This window comes from Pseudonocardia wallangbongensis (assembly GCF_054486945.1).
In genome coordinates, this window is sequence record NZ_JBRERS010000002.1 from 729297 (window position 1) to 744896 (window position 15600).

The 15600-nt window shown below is 73.1% G+C and carries 16 protein-coding genes; 11 read left to right on the forward strand and 5 right to left on the reverse strand.

Annotation, left to right across the window (positions count from 1 at the left end):
* Positions 1-39 precede the first annotated feature (39 nt).
* Complete coding sequence (locus tag ACU436_RS09805) at positions 40-393, forward strand: hypothetical protein (RefSeq protein ID WP_459023795.1); 354 nt, start codon at positions 40-42, stop codon at positions 391-393.
* Between the two features lie 67 nt (positions 394-460).
* On the opposite strand, the gene ACU436_RS09810 is transcribed toward ACU436_RS09805, so the two are convergent.
* Genes ACU436_RS09810 through ACU436_RS09825 form a run of 4 tightly spaced genes read right to left on the reverse strand, consistent with a single transcriptional unit; the run spans position 461 to position 3921 of the window.
* The gene (locus tag ACU436_RS09810) at positions 461-1042 is read right to left on the reverse strand and encodes a GTP-binding protein (RefSeq protein WP_459023796.1); all 582 of its coding nucleotides are present in this window, start codon (positions 1040-1042) and stop codon (positions 461-463) included.
* Complete coding sequence (locus tag ACU436_RS09815) at positions 1026-1421, reverse strand: DUF742 domain-containing protein (RefSeq protein ID WP_459023797.1); 396 nt, start codon at positions 1419-1421, stop codon at positions 1026-1028. Before ACU436_RS09815 ends, ACU436_RS09810 begins: the two co-directional genes overlap by 17 nt.
* Positions 1422-1426: 5 nt before the next feature.
* Entirely contained in the window at positions 1427-1828 is a 402-nt protein-coding gene (locus ACU436_RS09820) for a roadblock/LC7 domain-containing protein (RefSeq protein ID WP_459023799.1), read from the reverse strand.
* The gene (locus tag ACU436_RS09825; protein ID WP_459023801.1) at positions 1825-3921 is read right to left on the reverse strand and encodes a sensor histidine kinase; all 2097 of its coding nucleotides are present in this window, start codon (positions 3919-3921) and stop codon (positions 1825-1827) included. Before ACU436_RS09825 ends, ACU436_RS09820 begins: the two co-directional genes overlap by 4 nt.
* A gap of 554 nt (positions 3922-4475) precedes the next feature.
* On the opposite strand from ACU436_RS09825, the gene ACU436_RS09830 reads away from it, so the two are divergent.
* From ACU436_RS09830 to ACU436_RS09875, 10 genes are all read left to right on the forward strand, one after another.
* The gene (locus ACU436_RS09830; RefSeq protein ID WP_459023803.1) at positions 4476-6179 is read left to right on the forward strand and encodes an enoyl-CoA hydratase-related protein; all 1704 of its coding nucleotides are present in this window, start codon (positions 4476-4478) and stop codon (positions 6177-6179) included.
* A 143-nt stretch (positions 6180-6322) separates the two neighbouring features.
* Entirely contained in the window at positions 6323-6952 is a 630-nt protein-coding gene (locus ACU436_RS09835; protein ID WP_459023805.1) for a Maf family protein, read from the forward strand.
* Between the two features lie 50 nt (positions 6953-7002).
* Positions 7003-8583 carry a cation:proton antiporter gene (locus ACU436_RS09840; protein ID WP_459023806.1) on the forward strand — a complete coding sequence of 527 codons (1581 nt, stop codon included), beginning with the start codon at positions 7003-7005 and terminating at the stop codon, positions 8581-8583.
* A gap of 24 nt (positions 8584-8607) precedes the next feature.
* A complete protein-coding gene (locus tag ACU436_RS09845; RefSeq protein ID WP_459023808.1) occupies positions 8608-9513 on the forward strand; it encodes a sulfurtransferase in 906 nt (301 codons plus the stop codon).
* The gene (locus ACU436_RS09850) at positions 9510-9953 is read left to right on the forward strand and encodes a SufE family protein (protein WP_459023809.1); all 444 of its coding nucleotides are present in this window, start codon (positions 9510-9512) and stop codon (positions 9951-9953) included. The genes ACU436_RS09845 and ACU436_RS09850 overlap by 4 nt, the downstream gene beginning before the upstream one ends.
* 158 nt (positions 9954-10111) lie before the next feature.
* Positions 10112-10990, forward strand: a complete 879-nt coding sequence (locus ACU436_RS09855; RefSeq protein WP_459023811.1) for a TIGR04222 domain-containing membrane protein — start codon at positions 10112-10114, stop codon at positions 10988-10990.
* Positions 10991-11240: 250 nt separating this feature from the next.
* The gene (locus tag ACU436_RS09860) at positions 11241-13010 is read left to right on the forward strand and encodes an acetyl/propionyl/methylcrotonyl-CoA carboxylase subunit alpha (RefSeq protein ID WP_459023812.1); all 1770 of its coding nucleotides are present in this window, start codon (positions 11241-11243) and stop codon (positions 13008-13010) included.
* A gap of 68 nt (positions 13011-13078) precedes the next feature.
* The gene (locus tag ACU436_RS09865) at positions 13079-13561 is read left to right on the forward strand and encodes a GNAT family N-acetyltransferase (protein WP_459023813.1); all 483 of its coding nucleotides are present in this window, start codon (positions 13079-13081) and stop codon (positions 13559-13561) included.
* Positions 13562-14033: 472 nt separating this feature from the next.
* Positions 14034-14267 carry a hypothetical protein gene (locus ACU436_RS09870; protein WP_459023814.1) on the forward strand — a complete coding sequence of 78 codons (234 nt, stop codon included), beginning with the start codon at positions 14034-14036 and terminating at the stop codon, positions 14265-14267.
* 126 nt (positions 14268-14393) lie between these two features.
* Positions 14394-15215, forward strand: coding sequence for an ESX secretion-associated protein EspG (locus ACU436_RS09875; protein WP_459023816.1), 822 nt, complete (start codon positions 14394-14396; stop codon positions 15213-15215).
* Here ACU436_RS09875 and ACU436_RS09880 read toward each other — a convergent pair.
* Complete coding sequence (locus tag ACU436_RS09880; protein ID WP_459023817.1) at positions 15193-15552, reverse strand: hypothetical protein; 360 nt, start codon at positions 15550-15552, stop codon at positions 15193-15195. The two genes, ACU436_RS09875 and ACU436_RS09880, sit on opposite strands and share 23 nt — an antisense overlap.
* Positions 15553-15600 lie beyond the last annotated feature (48 nt).

A 15600-nucleotide genomic window follows, 5' to 3' on the forward strand; every position in this document is an offset into this window, starting at 1 on the left:
CAGCACCTCAAAGGTTCCTCAAGATCCTGGCCCGTCCCCGTGGCGCAGACCACACTCGGGTCCACGGCTGCGGCGATCGGCGTCCAGGGGGGACGGCGCGCCGGCGGCCACGAGGAGGCGATCGAGGTGGAAGCAGTCATCTGGATCGGCATCGCCGCGATCATCGTGATCGCCGCGGTGATCGCCGCGATCGGCCGTCCGGGCGGTGGTCCGGGCCGCGACGGGAGCAGCAACACGCGGCGCCGGGTCGGCAGCTACAGCGGCGTCGGCGGCAACAGCGGTGCGTACAGCGCCGGCGCGTGGAGCGGCGACAGCGGCTCGGGTAGCTGCGGCGACAGCTCCGGCGGCGGCTACAGCGGCGGTGACTGCGGCGGAGGCGGCGGGAGCTTCTGACCACGAGCACCACGAGACCGGCCCGTCCCCCTCGGGGGGCGGGCCGGTCTGCTGTGCCAGGAAGCCGTCAGCCGGCGCGGGCCACGGCGGTGCGGTTGAGCGCGTGCTCGACCAGGGTCACCAGCGCGTCCCGGCTGGACTGCGGGTCCCGCGCGTCCATCCACACGAGCGGGGTGTCCGGCGACAACGCGAGCGCGTCGCGCACGGTCTCGGCGTCGTAGTCGTCGGCTTCGGGGAACCGGTTGACCCCGACGACGAACGGCAGCCGCCGGTTCTCGAAGAAGTCGATCGCGGGGAAGCAGTCGTCGATCCGGCGCAGGTCCACCAGCACGACGGCGCCGACGGAGCCACGGGCGAGCTCGTCCCACATGAACCAGAACCGGGACTGCCCCGGCGTGCCGAAGAGGTAGAGGATCAACGACTCGTCGACGGTGATGCGCCCGAAGTCCATCGCCACCGTCGTGGTGGTCTTGGTGGGCACCATGTCCGCCTCGTCCACGCCGATCGACGCGGCGGTCATGGCCTGCTCGGTGAGGAGCGGCGGGATCTCCGACAGCGAGCTCACGAGCGTCGTCTTGCCCACCCCGAATCCGCCGGCGATGAGCACCTTCAGCGGAATCAGGTCGCCAGGCTCAGTGTGAGCGTGCACGTAGTCCCTCCAACAGCCGTTCCAAGATCTCGGGGGTCGGGCCGCCCTCCGCCGTCGGCGGGAGGTGCACGGCCAGGTAGCCGGCATCGACGAGGTCGCTGACCAGCACCCTGGCCACGCCGACCGGCACCCGCAGCGCCGCCCCGATCTCGACCACCGAGATCGGGCGCGCCGCGAGGTCGACCGTCGCGCGGTACTCCAGGTGCAGCTCGTCGGCGCGCCGGCCGCTCGGGGTGACCGTCACCAGCGTCTCCACCGGCAGCTCCGCCCCGTTCGAGGAGCGGGTCCGCCCGCCGGTGAGCGCGTACACCGGCACCACGCGGCCCCCGTGCTCCTCGTGGGCGCCGAACGAGTTGGCGCCCATCGCGTCGGGGAGCACCACACCTACCGTCCCGCGTTCGCGCGCGGTGCGGGGGTGAGGGCGTGCCCGACGCGCGACGCGAGCATCGTCATCTCGTAGCCGACCATGCCGATGTCGCACTGCCGGTACGTGAACACCGCCAGCGTGGCCCCCTGGCTCACCGACGAGACGAACAGGTAGCCGCCGGCCATCTCGAGGATGGTCTGGGTGACCGGCCCCGCGTCGAGCAGGTGTGCCGTGCCGCGGGCCAGGCTGACCAGCCCGGAGGCGGCCGCGGCGAGCTGGTCGCCCAGCGCCACGCCGACGTCGGGGGACGTGGCCAACCGCAGGCCGTCGCTGGAGACCACGACGCCGTGGACGACGCCCGGTACATCGCGGGAGAACTCCGCGAGCAACCAGTCCAGCTGTCCAGATCGGACGCTCACCGGCGGATCCCTTCTGCTTCTCCTGCATCCTCGACGACAGCCTGCGCCGCCTGCCTGCTCGCCTGGTACCGCGACAGCGCGCTGGCAGCCGCGTTGTCGATCGGTGGCGGGGCGTCGGGCTCGTCGGCCGCCGCCTGCCGCAGCTCCGGGGCGAGGTGCGCTTGTGGCACCCGCCGCCGCAGCCCGGGCCTGCCGTTCGCGGCGACGGCCTCGCCGTTGCGCCGTGGCGCCGGGATGTCCGGGTCGGCCGGGGCCTCGGCCTCGGCGACCTCCTGAGCGGGCTCCGGCTCGGGGACGGCGGCCATCGCCTGCCGCTGCCGCGGGGTGGGCGAGGGCTGCCACGCGGCCGCCTGCCGCTCGGTGGCGGCGGTGCCGCCGGCTGGGCCGTTGCCCTCACGCCTGTCGTCGACACGGCCATCGTCGACACGGCCGTTGTCCTCGAAGCCCGCGTCGACCGGCTCGCGGTCGCTGTGCCGGCTCGGCGCGCCCATCGACTCCGGGTTCCACCACCCGCGCCAGCCACCGTCCGGTGCGCCGTCGAGGCCGTGGCGGTTCGCATCCGCCGCATCCACCGGCCCGCCGGACCATTCGACCCGTGCGGATCCGTTGGCGCTCCGCGCGTTGCCCGCGGTGGACACCGGCTCGACCCAGCCGGTGCTCTCCGGCAGTTGGTCGGCCCGCGGCTCGCGCTGGCTCACCCGGCCGGTGACGTACGGCCGCGCCTCCGTGATGTTCATGTCGAGCGGGAGCGCGACGTCGGTCGGGGCCGCGGCGAAGAGCGGCGCGGGGAGCGCGACGACGGCCGTGACGCCCGAACCCGGCGTGTTGCCGAGCGAGACCGAGATCGCGTGGCGGGCGGCGAGCCTCGCCACCACGTGGAAGCCGAGCCGCTGCGCGACGGCGAGGTCCACCTCGCGCGGGCTGGCGAGGAGCTCGTTGGCCGCGGCCAGGTCCTCGGCCGGCATGCCGACGCCCCAGTCCTCGATCGTCAGCAGGTAGCCGCCCTCGTCGCGCCGGTCGGGCCGGGCACGGATCGTCACGGCGGTGTCCGGCGGCGAGAAGCGCACCGCGTTCTCGGTGAGCTCGGCGAGCAGGTGGGTCAGGTCGGCGACGGCCCCGCCGGAGACGGCGACGCGGTCGTCGATCGCGAACACGACGCGGTCGAGGTCCTCGGTCTCGGCGATCGCGGCGCGCACGACGTCACGCAGCGGGACCGGTGCGGACCAGGTGCGCGGCGGCTGCTCGCCCGCGAGGACCAGCAGGCTCTCGGCGTTGCGACGGACCCGGGTGGCGAGGTGGTCGAGCGTGAAGAGGTTGGAGAGGGTGTCGGGGTCCCGCTCCTTCTCCTCGAGCTGGTTGATGATGTCCAGCTGCCGGTACAGCATGCTCTGGTTGCGCCGGGCGAGGTTGACCAGCATGTCCGAGGTGAAGCGGCGGCGCCCGATCTCCGCGTCCGCGGTGATGAGCCGCCGGCCGAGCGCCTCCTTCTCTGTCTGTTCCTCCTCCGTGATCCGCCAGAAGATCACCATGCCGACGCACGCGAAGAGCACCGCGATGCCGTGGATGAACGACCACAGCCACGGATGGGCCTGGGCCGCCGGGTGGTTGAAGATCAGGTTGCCCAGCCAGAGCGTGCCGATGCCGTGGCTCACGAAGGTGAACGTGACGTTCCAGAGGAACGGCACCCAGTCCTGGTAGAGCGCGATGAACCCGATGATGATGAAGAAGTGGAAGTGCGCCTCGATGGTGCCCGTCGTGAGCACGACCAGCCCTGCCGAGCAGAACACCAGGCCGCCCGTCACGCTGAACGACGCGAGCCTGCGGGTGCGCAGCACGTGCCCGAGTACGAGGAAGACCACGGGCGCGATCAGCGTGTAGCCGATCTCGAGCGGCGGGTCGCCCAGCGCCAGCCCGAGCGCGAGCATGCAGGGCAGGTGGATCAACAGCACCCACTGCAGCAGGTTGTGGCGCCGCTTCCACGACTTGTCGTCGAGTGTGTTGCCGCGCGGCAGGTAGGCCAGTAGGCGGTCCACCGCCCGGCCCGTTCCGTCGGTTCCCTCCTCGGGAGGGCCGATCGGCGTACTGGTCTGCATGGAGGTCTGCTCCGTCCGGTCGCCAACACGATTTCCGTGCACGATCGGCGGGACAGTACAAGGCGAACTTCAGAGCCCGGCGACGCTCATGCCAGCGATACGCGAAATGGCCTAACCGCTGAACCGCTCGGCCTCAACCCTCGTCCGTTCGGCTCATTCATACATTAAGGAATCAGCGGTTAGCGACCAGGGGTAATTACGGCTAGCAGGCATGCGAGCGCACTCCGTGACAACCTAGCGTCTCTGAGCGCGGCAGAACCGCCGCTGAGCGCGCCGCCTTCAACGGTACGTATCGTCAGCATAAGGAGTAGTGGATATAGGCCAAACGGTCGCAAGAGAGCGTCCATTTGGACCGACTTCCTGCCGCCGAGGGCGGGTTACAGTGCGATCACGCACCTCTCCCCGCTCCCTCAACGATCGACCCACCGGGAAGGTGCGCCGGAAACCGATGGCGTCATGGCCGACGCCGTTATCGGTGTGCATCCACACGGTTCGCCCCGTATTCACCGAATCGTTCAGCGCTGTGCTCGAAAATCCCGACAACGGAGATCCCCGTGAGAATCCTGCTGCTGTGCTCGTCGTTCAACGGCCTCACCCAGCGGATATGGACAGATCTGCGGGGGGATGGGCACGAGGTCACGACGCAGACCGCGAGTTCGGACGCCGCCATCAGAGGAGCGGTCTCCGCCATCGACCCTGACGTCATCATCTGCCCGTTCCTGAAGGAACGCGTGCCGGACGACGTGTGGTCATCCCGGCCGACCGTGATCATCCATCCCGGGCCGGAGGGCGACCGCGGACCGTCGTCGCTGGACTGGGCGATCAGCGGGGCGGAGCCGGAGTGGGGCGTCACCGCCCTCGGGGCGATCGACGAGATGGACGCCGGCCCGATCTGGGCCACCCGTACGTTCGCCCTCCCGACCGACCCCCCACGCAAGAGCGCGCTCTACGCGGGGCCGGTCACCGAGGCCGCCGCCGCGCTCGCCAGGGAGGTCGTGGCGAAGGTCGGCGACCCGACGTTCGCGCCGCGGCCGCTCGACTACTCCCGCCCCGGCGTCCGCGGCCGCCTCCGGCCCACGATGCGCCAGGTGGACCGGGCCTTCTCCTGGTCCGATCCCACCGAGCACGTGCTGCGACGCATCCGCGCGGCCGACGGCTCGCCCGGCGTCCGCAGCGAACTGGCCGGGCTCCCGGTGTCGGTGTTCGACGCGCATCGCGGGCCGGCCACCCCCGGCGAGCCCGGCACGATCGCCCTGCGACGCCACGGGGCCGTGCTCGTCCGCACCGGCGACGGCGCGGTGTGGATCGGGCACCTGCGCCCGATCGGGGACGGCCCTCGGATCAAGCTGCCCGCCACCACGGTCCTGCGGGACCGGCTCGGCGGCGTCCCGGAGTCGCTCGAGCCGCTCGGCGCGCCGGGCGGCGGCTACCGGGAGATCAGCTACCAGCGCCACGGCCCGGTCGGCGTCGTCGGCTTCGACTTCCACAACGGGGCGATGTCCACGGCGCAGTGCCACCGGCTCGCGGCGGCGCTGCGGGCCGCGGCCGCCCAGGACACGTCCGTGCTGGTCCTGCGCGGGGGGCAGTTCTTCTCCAACGGGATCCACCTGAACGTCATCGAGGGCCGCCCGGACTCGGCCGCCGAGGCGTGGCGGAACATCAACGCGATCAACGACGTCTGCCGCGAGATCATCACGTGCACGCACCAGCTCGTGGTCGCCGCGGTGGGCGGAAACGCCGGCGCGGGCGGCGTCATGCTCGGCCTGGGAGCCGACCAGGTGCTCGTGCGCGCGGGCGTGGTGCTCAACCCGCACTACCGCACGATGGGTCTCTCCGGTTCGGAGTACTGGACCTACACGCTCCCCCGCCGCGTCGGGGCCGCCGAGGCGCAGCGGCTCACCGGGGAGTGCCTCCCGATCGGCGCGGCCGAGGCGGTGTCCACCGGGCTCGCGGACGCCGTGCTCCCCGGCTCACCCGACGCGTTCGACGCCGCGGTGCTGGAACACGCGTTCCGGCTGGCCACCTCCGACGGGATCTCCCAGCACCTCGCGGCGAAGGCCGCGGCCCGGGCGACCGACGAGCGGCGCAGGCCGCTGGAGACGTACCGCATCCGGGAGCTCGCCGAGATGAGCCGCGACATCTTCGACGACCGCCACGGCTTCGCCGCCGCCCGGCGCGCGTTCGTGACGAAGCGGCCGGCCCCAGCGGCGGAACCGGTCCGGCACGCCGAGCTGCTCGCCCCGGCCGCGGGTTCGTAAGGCCGCGTCCGGGACGCAGTCACACACGAACTTCGGTGCTCGCACACCAACTGCAGTTGCTGTGCCGGCACCGAAGTTGGTGTGTGAGCACTTCGCGAAGCTGCCGCGGTCGCCCGCGCGGAGGTCTCGTAGGCTGACCGGCCGTGCGTGTCGTGCTGGCCTCCGCCTCCCCCGCCCGCCTGGCCGTGTTGCGAGCCGCGGGCATCGACCCGCTCGTCGAGGTCGCCGACGTCGACGAGGACGCGCTGCTCGCGGCGATGCCCCAGGCCCCGCCCGGCGAGAAGGTCACGCACCTCGCCGCCGCGAAGGCCACAACCGTCGCCCGGCGCATCGGCCACGCCCACCCCGACGCGGTCCTCATCGGCTGCGACTCGATGCTGCACGTCGGCGGTGAGCTGGTCGGCAAGCCGGGCGACCCGGACACGGCCCGCCGCCGCTGGAAGGCGATGGCGGGCGGCACCGGCGAGCTCGTGACCGGCCACGCCGTCCTCCGCCTGGCGGCGGGCGAGATCGACCGGGTCGCCGAGGGCCACGCGGTCACGACCGTCCGGTTCGCCGAGCCGGCCGACGCCGAACTGGAGGCCTACCTCGCCAGCGGCGAGCCGCTCGTCGTCGCGGGCGCGTTCACGCTGGACGGCCTGGGCGGGTGGTTCGTCGAGGGCATCGACGGCGACCCGTCCAACGTGATCGGGATCAGTCTCCCCCTGGTGCGGCGGCTCCTGGCGGCCGTGGGCGTCCGCGTCACGGACCTGTGGAGCGGGCCGACCGGCTGAACGCGGGCCTCCGGTCCGATCAGGTCCGACGGCCAAGGCAGGCTGTGCGGGTGGAGGTTCTGCTGCTCGTCGTCGGGCTGATGCTCGCGGCCGTGCTCCTCGTCGGTGTGGGCGATCGGACGCATCTGCCGTGGCCGGTGCTGATGGTGCTGCTCGGGGTGGTGGTCGCGGCCGTCCCGGGGCTGCCGGACGCGTTCGACCTCGATCCCGACCTGATCCTCCCGCTGTTCCTCCCGCCGCTGCTCTTCGCGACGGCCCAGCGCACGTCGTGGGCGCTGTTCCGGGCCCGGTGGCGCAGCATCGCGCTGCTCGCCGTCGCGCTCGTGGCCGTGACGATCACCGCGGTGGCCGGCACCGCGCTCGCACTCGTGCCCGGCATCACGCTCACGGCGGCCGTGGCGCTGGGCGCGATGGTCGCACCGCCGGATCCCGTGGCGGTCGAGGCCGTCGCGGGGCCGGTCCGCATGCCGCGCCGGTTGCTGTCGGTGCTGCAGAGCGAGGGCCTCTTCAACGACGCCACGGCGCTGGTCGTCTTCCAGACGGCCGTGCTCGCCACCGTGCAGGGCAGCGAGCTGTCGGCGTCCGGGTTGCTGACGAGCTTCGTACTCGGCGTGGTCGCGGCGGTCGCGCTGGGGGTCGTGTTCGCCCGCGTGGCTCGCTGGATCACCGACCGGGTGGCCGACCCCACCGGCCGCAGCGCGCTCACCCTCGTGCTGCCGTTCGCGGTCTACCTCGCCGCGGAGGAGCTGCACGCGTCCGGTGTGGTCGCCGTCGTGGTGGTCGCGCTCCAGCTGCGCGCGGCCAGCTCCGTGGACGAGGCCGCGGAACGGCTCGTGCAGCGCTCGTTCTGGGACGTGGTCGAGCTGCTCGTCACGGGTGTCGCGTTCGGCCTCATCGGGTTGGACATGCGGCAGGTGGTCGAGGCCGCGGGGCCGGACCTCCCGCGGATGCTCGGGCACGCGGCGGTCGTCTGCGGGGTGGTGATCGGCATCCGGGCGGTGTGGATGGTGGGTGCGTGGCTCCTGGTGCGGCGCGCGCCGACCGCGCTGGCCGCGCCCGTCACCGGCCGCGAGGCCGTGGTGCTCGGCTGGTGCGGGATGCGGGGCATGGCGACCCTCGCCCTCGCCCTCGCCCTCCCCGTCGCCACCGTCGACGGGCCGTTCCCGGCGCGCGCGGAGCTCGTGGTGATCGGGTGCTCCGTCCTGGTCGTGACGTTGATCGGGCCGGGGCTCACGCTCCCGTGGCTCGTCCGGCTGCTCGGCGTGCAGTCGGATGCGGACGCGGAGCAGGCGGCCGAGAAGCAGCTCACCCTGCGCGCCCGCCGCGCCGCGCTCACCCGCATGTCGCAGCGCGAGCGCACGGCCGACCTGCCGGAGGAGGCGGCCACCGCACTGCACGAACGGATGGGGCGGCTCGAGGCGATGCTGCGCGGTGACCCGCCGACCACCGAGGAGCGCGAGCGGTTCGAGGCGCTGCGCCGGGGCCGGGGGCTCGCGATGGAGGTCCAGGCGGACGCGCTGGCCGCGGCCCGCGAGGAGGTGCTCGCCGCCCGGCGCGAGCCGGGTGTCGACCCGGAGGCGGCCGACCGGGTCCTGCACCGGCTCGACCTGCAGACGGTCCTGCTCGACTGATCCCGGAGGACTAGCCTCTCGGGCATGGGACTGCCCAACGACACCGACCCGAAGCTGGCCGTGTACGCGCACCCCGAGCGCCTCGTCACCACCGAGTGGCTCGCCCAGCACCTGGGTGACGACGGGCTCGTCGTCGTGGAGTCCGACGAGGACGTGCTGCTCTACGACACGGGGCACATCCCGGGCGCGGTGAAGGTCGACTGGCACACCGAGCTGAACGACCCGGTCACCCGCGACTACGTGGACGGCGAGCGCTTCGCCCAGCTCTGCGGGGAGCGCGGCATCACGCGCGACAGCACGGTCGTGTTCTACGGCGACCGCAACAACTGGTGGGCCACGTACGCGCTCTGGGTGTTCTCCCTGTTCGGGCACCAGGACGTGCGGATCCTCGACGGCGGCCGCGCCAAGTGGGTGGCCGAGAGCCGCGAGATGACCACCGAGCAGCCCAAGCCGGCCACCGTGGACTACCCGGTCGTCGAGCGCGACGACGCCACGATCCGGGCGTTCAAGGAGCAGGTGCTCGACCACCTCGGGCTCGATACATCCGAGAAGGCGCTCGTCGACGTGCGGTCGCCGGGCGAGTACTCGGGCGAGCTGCTGCACATGCCCGACTACCCGCAGGAGGGCGCGGTGCGCGGCGGCCACATCCCGGGCGCGGCGAGCGTGCCGTGGGCCCGAGCCGCGGCCGAGGACGCCACGTTCAAGCCGCGTGCCGATCTCGAGGCGATCTACCAGCAGGAGCAGGGCCTGTCGCCCGGCGACGACGTCATCGCCTACTGCCGCATCGGCGAGCGGTCCAGCCACACATGGTTCGTGCTCACGCACCTGCTCGGCTTCTCGAAGGTCCGCAACTACGATGGCAGCTGGACGGAGTGGGGCAACTCGGTCCGCGTGCCGATCGTGCAGGGCTCGGAGCGCGGATCCGCATGACGGCAACGCTGCCCCCGCAGCTCGCGGAGCTGGTGGACGACTTCGCCGGCGTCGGGCCGAAGGACCGGCTGCAGCTGCTGCTGGAGCTCTCGCAGGAGCTGCCCGGCCTCCCGCAGCGCTACGCCGACGCGGCCGACACGATGGAGCAGGTGCACGAGTGCCAGTCGCCGCTGTTCCTGGCGGTCGAGGTGGACGCCGACCCCGAACGGCACGTGCACCTGTTCTTCTCGGCCCCGCGCGAGGCGCCGACCACCCGCGGGTTCGCGTCGATCATGCACACCGGCCTCGACGGCGAGGCCGCCGCCGACGTGCTCGCGGTGCCCGACGACTTCTACACGGCCCTCGGGCTCGCCGAGGCGGTGAGCCCGCTGCGGCTGCGCGGCATGTCCGCGATGCTCGCGCGGATCAAGAAGCAGGTCAGGGCCGCAACGGCAACCTGAACGCCACTTCTCCCGCAACCTCAAGTCCTTGTGAAGAACGTTCCGTGCGCCGGGTGTGGGCCGCAACACTGTTGCTACCCACCCCGCCGGCTCCGCAAGCTCCGCCGGCTTCCATCCCCGGGTGAGCCGTCTCACGAAGACGGCTCTGGAGGTGTTCGATGGCCCTCGCAGCTACCGCTGAGACCTGGGGCATCGCCGGTTCGACCTTCCTGCCCGCCTACCTGATGATCGCGGTGGCGGTCGGGGCGGGCGGCGTCTGCGTGCGGAGGGCGCTCGCCGAGCCGGGAGCAACGAAGCCCATCGCCGATCTCACCGACCGCCCGCACGACGTCGCGTACCTGGCCGGCGGCGGCGAGCTGGCGGTCTGGTCGGCCCTGTGCGCGATGCACCTGCGCGGCACGCTCACCGCCACCGACGGCACGGTGCGTGCGGTCGGGCGCCTCGACGCCGCGACCGACGCGCTCGAGGAGGCGATCCACACCACGGCCGGCACCCCGGTCGGGCGGCGCCGCCTCGTGTTCCACCGCTCGGTGCGGCCCGCTCTCGGCCGGATCGAGGAGCGGCTGGTGGCCGCCGGGTTCCTGCTGTCCGACGACCGTCGCCGGCGGATCCGGCGGGTCGGGTTCTGGATGCTCGCGGTCGCGGCGCTCGGGCTCGTACGCGTGCTCGCGGACATCGCCGAGGTGCGGCCGGTCGGGCTCCTCGTCGCCGCGCTACTGCTCGTCACGGCGGTGGCCGTGTTGCAACTCACGATGTCCCCGCGGCGCACCCGGCGCGGCAACCGTGCGCTTGCGGCGCTGCGCGACCGGCACCGTGCACTCGCCCCGGAGCGGGAACCGGACTGGCAGTCACACGGCCCAGCCGGTGCGGCGCTGGGGATCGGGCTCTTCGGCACGGGGGCGCTGGCCGTCTCCGCACCGGGCCTCGCCAGGGAGATCGCGCCGCAGGTGACGGGTACGAGCGAAGCCGGGACATCGGGTCTCGCCGTCAGCGGAGGGGGTGACGGCGCGGGTGGCGGTGGCGGCAACCGGGGGTGAGCCGCCACCGCCAGGGCATTCGGTCGGAGTGATCGCGCTCGCCTGACGCAACCGGGCGAAGGGGAAGAGTGGCAACCGCCGCACCCCCGCAGCGCCGTCTCGAGGGGTGACGGGGCTGCGGGGGCGGGTCGGCGGGTACCGGCATCGGCCACACCACGGCTTGGTGATCGGGCATCGGTCCCTAAACTCCGGGGTAACCACTGCACCGGGGCCAGGGTCCCCCGGGGCACGCCACTCCAGGAGGCCGACCGTGCCGCGCTTGAGCAAGGTCCTCGTGGCCAACCGCGGGGAGATCGCAGTCCGGGTCGTCCGGGCCTGTCGCGACGCCGGGATCGCCAGCGTCGCCGTGTACGCGGACCCCGACCGCGACGCACCGTTCGTCCGGCTGGCCGACGAGGCGTTCGGGCTGGGCGGCTCCACGGCGGCCGAGTCCTACCTCGACTTCGACAAGGTGATCGGCGCCGCCCGCCGGGCCGGCGCCGACGGGATCCATCCCGGTTACGGCTTCCTCTCCGAGAACGCGGAGTTCGCGCAGGCCGTGATCGACGCGGGCATCACGTGGATCGGGCCCACCCCGCAGGCGATCCGCGACCTCGGGGACAAGGTCACCGCCCGCCACATCGCCACCCGGGCCGGGGCGCCGCTCGTGCCGGGCACGCCGGACCCCGTCTCCGGCCCGGACGAGGTGGAGGCGTTCGCCGAGGAGTACGGGCTGCCGATCGCCATCAAGGCGGCGTTCGGCGGCGGGGGCCGCGGCATGAAGGTCGCGCGGGAGCACAAGGAGATCCGCGAGCTCTACGACTCCGCGGTCCGCGAGGCCGTCTCCGCCTTCGGGCGCGGCGAGTGCTTCGTGGAGCGCTACCTCGACAAACCGCGCCACGTCGAGGCGCAGGTGCTGGCCGACACCCACGGCAACGTCATCGTCGTCGGCACCCGGGACTGCTCGCTGCAACGCCGGTTCCAGAAGCTCGTCGAGGAGGCGCCCGCCCCGTTCCTGTCCGACGAGCAGCGCGCCACGATCCACGAGGCCGCAAAGGCGATCTGCAAGGAGGCCGGCTACCACGGCGCCGGCACCGTCGAGTTCCTGGTCGGGCAGGACGGGCTCATCTCCTTCCTCGAGGTCAACACCCGGCTGCAGGTCGAGCACCCGGTCTCGGAGGAGACCTCGGGCCTCGACCTGGTGCGCGAGCAGTTCCGCATCGCCGAGGGTGAGGTGCTCAACCTGCTCTCCGACCCGCAGCCGCGCGGGCACTCGATCGAGTTCCGGATCAACGGCGAGGACGCCGGCCGCAACTTCCTGCCGGCGCCGGGCACCGTCTCGTCGATCACGCTGCCGTCCGGGCCGGGTGTGCGGGTCGACGCCGGCGTGGAGGCGGGTTCGGTGATCGGCGGCCAGTTCGACTCGCTGCTCGCCAAGTTGATCGTCACCGGCTCCGACCGCGCCCAGGCCCTGGAACGCTCCCGGCGGGCGCTCGCCGAGTTCCAGGTCGAGGGCATGGCCACGGTGCTGGCGTTCCACCGGCTCGTCGTCGACGACCCCGCGTTCACGGCCACCGACGACGACGGGTTCACCGTGCACACGCGCTGGATCGAGACCGAGTGGGACAACACGGTCGAGCCGTTCACCGCAGGCGAGGGCGCCGACGCCGAGGCGACGCCGCGCCAGACGGTCGTGGTCGAGGTGGGCGGGCGGCGGCTGGAGGTGTCGCTGCCGGGAGACCTCGCGATCGGCGGCGGCCAGGCCGCCGCGGCGAAGGCCCCGCCCCGCAAGCGCGGCAGCGGCAAGGGCGGGTCGGCGGTGTCCGGCGACGCCGTCACCGCACCGATGCAGGGCACGATCATCAAGGTCGCCGTGTCCGACGGGGACACGGTCGCGGCGGGTGACCTCGTCGTCGTGCTCGAGGCGATGAAGATGGAGAACCCGGTCACCGCCCACAAGGCCGGCACGATCACCGGCCTCTCCGCCGCACAGGGGAACCCGGTGTCCCAGGGCAGCGTCATCTGCGAGATCAAGGACTGAAGGACCTGGAACCGGTCGAGATCAACGCAGGTCTCTGGTACCTGCGCGCCCTGCGCTGCGATGAGAGGGTGGACGACCGGCCGGCGGTGGTCACCTCCAGCCTCGACCCGGAGATCGCGAGGTGGCGGCACCGGCCGCCCGCGGACCCGGCCGACGCGGAGGCGTACATCCGGCGGCGGGCCGCCGAGTGGCTGCGTGACGAACGGTGCTCCTGGGCCGTGTGCGAGCCGACGACCGGCGAGATGCTCGGCGAGGTCGAGCTCGCCGATCTGGACCTCTGCCACGGCACCGCCGAGGTCGCCTGCCTCGCGCTCCCGGCCGCACGCGGTCGCGGGATGACCACCACCGCCCTCTCCGCGGTGCTCCGGTTCGCGTACGGCGGGCTCGGCCTGCACCACATCACCTACGCCTGGGCGGACGGCAACACCGCGTCTGCGCGGGTGGCCGAGCGGTGCGGGTTCCGGATCGAGGGCTGCCGGCGCGAGGCGTGGCTGGTGGACGGGCGCCGGGTGGACGTGCACCTCGCCGGCCGGTTGGCGACGGACTGTTGACGGTCGACTACACACCGAATTAACGTCGACGAGCCAGGTGATTCCACCGCAACCCGCACCGTGCTGGACAAGTGCATAGCGGAAGCAGTGACTACCCGTGTGACAACCCACCACGGGGCCCGGTGATCCCGCCACGCGGAGCGCCGCGCCGCGGATCCGTTCACCACGCTGGCTCAGGCCGCGCCGTGAACACGCCAGCAGTCCACTCCGGCGACCAGGATCCGTCATGCCCCCCGATACACACATAACGAGTCATATCCATACGGACGGGCCGATACCCGGCCCCCACTCCCTGCTCACCCTCGTCTCCGCTGCGTATCCGCGTAGCGACGGGCGACCAACCTCCGTGTTCACCACCAACGTCCGAGAGCTGCCCGGAGCCACCCTCCACCCGCTCGCTCTCCAGTCCTGGAGGCGTCGCTCGGAGGACTGGCTCTCCACCCGGCGGGCAAGCCGACCCCCTGCCCCTGCGATGAACGCCTACGCCAGCTGGGTCCACCGGCTGGCGGGACGTCCGGTGTTCGTCACCGACACCGCTGATCCGGACTACCTGTTCCTCTACTGGTACCTGCAGCGGTTCACCGGGAGCTGGCCCTTCGCCGGCACCCGCGGCGACGCGGAGCTCCATCGCCGCCTCGCCTGCACGGCGCTCTGCCCGCTCACCGGGTGCCGCACCACCGACGCGGCGCTGGCCCGGACGAGCTGATCGACCTGCCGACGGCCGGTGTGGGGCCCCGCACCGGCCGTCGGCGTGTCCGGCATCGTTCGCACTCGCACACGTTTCTCCGCGAACGGCCACCCCGGGACGAACCCGCACATAACGTCCCGGCTCGTGGCCGAACCCGTCTTCGTCCTCTCCCTCGACACCCGCCGGCACGTCCTCACCACCGCCGAGTTCGACGTGCTGTGGGAGTGGCTCGGGCTGGCGCCCACCCCCGTGGTCCTGCAGCTCGCCTCCCTCGGACGCACCCACGCCGAGCGACGGTCGGTGCAGGCCGCGGCGTGGCAGGGCCTGCGCGAGCGCGGGCTCGCCGGGCCCGACGGCCCCGATCCCGAGCTCGCCCGGCTCCTGCACCTGCTCGCGCGTCCCGATGAGCAGCTGGAGTTGCGGGCGTGGTGGGGCCGCGACGTGCGGGTGCTCACCGCCGGCCGGCACGGCACCGGGGCGCTCGCGCTGCGCGACGGCGACACGGTCACCGTCACGGCGTGCGGCTCGCTCCCGATCGGGATCCTCGGGGCGTTCCCGCCGGCCGACCGCGGGCCGGGACGGGCGTGCACGGTGCCCAGCGCCGTGCTCGCCGCGGCCCCGGCTGCCCAGGTACGGCCGGCGCTGCTCGGCGCCGGGGTGGCGCCGGCCGATGCGGCGCTGCTCGCGGCGATGGTCGCCGACACCCGGCGGCGGGCCCAGGTCGTGGCGCTCGGCGCCGACCGCTGGGGCGTCCTGCGGCGGGCCGGCGGCGTGGTCGGCGTGCTGGACGGGCCTCGCGGCCGCTACCTGCTCACCCGCAGCGCCGCCGAGGACGGCGTCGAGTGGGCCACCATCGCCCCGGCCGACGACCGGCAGCTGCAGCACCGGATCGCCGACCTGCTCGCCACCGCCGTCACGGCCGCGGGCGGGACGCCCGGAGCGGCTACTTGTCGAGCCCGGCCGTGAGCCCTCGCCCGGCCACGGCCCCGGCCACCCCGGCCAGGACGGTCAGCCCGGCGAGCACGATCGTCAGGAACCCGAGCCCGGACACGAGGAGCCCCACCCCCGCCGACACGGCGCCGACCACGAGCCCGGTGCGGGCCACGGCGGCCCCGGTGCGGTTGCGGGTGACGATGCGGGCGGCGGCCGCGGTGAGCAGGATCGCGATCAGCCCGCTCAACGGGGCCATGAGGGCGGTCGGCGGGAGGACGAAGTAGGCGGCGTCGTCCACGAACTGCGCGCCGACCCCGGCGAGCAGCGCAGCGCCGACGGGCACGCGGGACGTGGCAGGCAGGGTGGTCATGCCTGCGATGCTCCGCCCCGGCCCACCCCCAGACATCGGGGATCACCC

Excerpts from the sequence above, each read along its gene's own strand:
- ACU436_RS09825 (WP_459023801.1), bottom strand. The coding sequence starts at position 3,921 with ATGCAGACCAGTACGCCGATCGGCCCTCCCGAGGAGGGAACCGACGGA.
- ACU436_RS09845 (WP_459023808.1), top strand. The coding sequence starts at position 8,608 with ATGGGACTGCCCAACGACACCGACCCGAAGCTGGCCGTGTACGCGCAC.
- ACU436_RS09850 (WP_459023809.1), top strand. The coding sequence starts at position 9,510 with ATGACGGCAACGCTGCCCCCGCAGCTCGCGGAGCTGGTGGACGACTTC.
- ACU436_RS09855 (WP_459023811.1), top strand. The coding sequence starts at position 10,112 with ATGGCCCTCGCAGCTACCGCTGAGACCTGGGGCATCGCCGGTTCGACC.
- ACU436_RS09870 (WP_459023814.1), top strand. The coding sequence starts at position 14,034 with ATGAACGCCTACGCCAGCTGGGTCCACCGGCTGGCGGGACGTCCGGTG.
- ACU436_RS09880 (WP_459023817.1), bottom strand. The coding sequence starts at position 15,552 with ATGACCACCCTGCCTGCCACGTCCCGCGTGCCCGTCGGCGCTGCGCTG.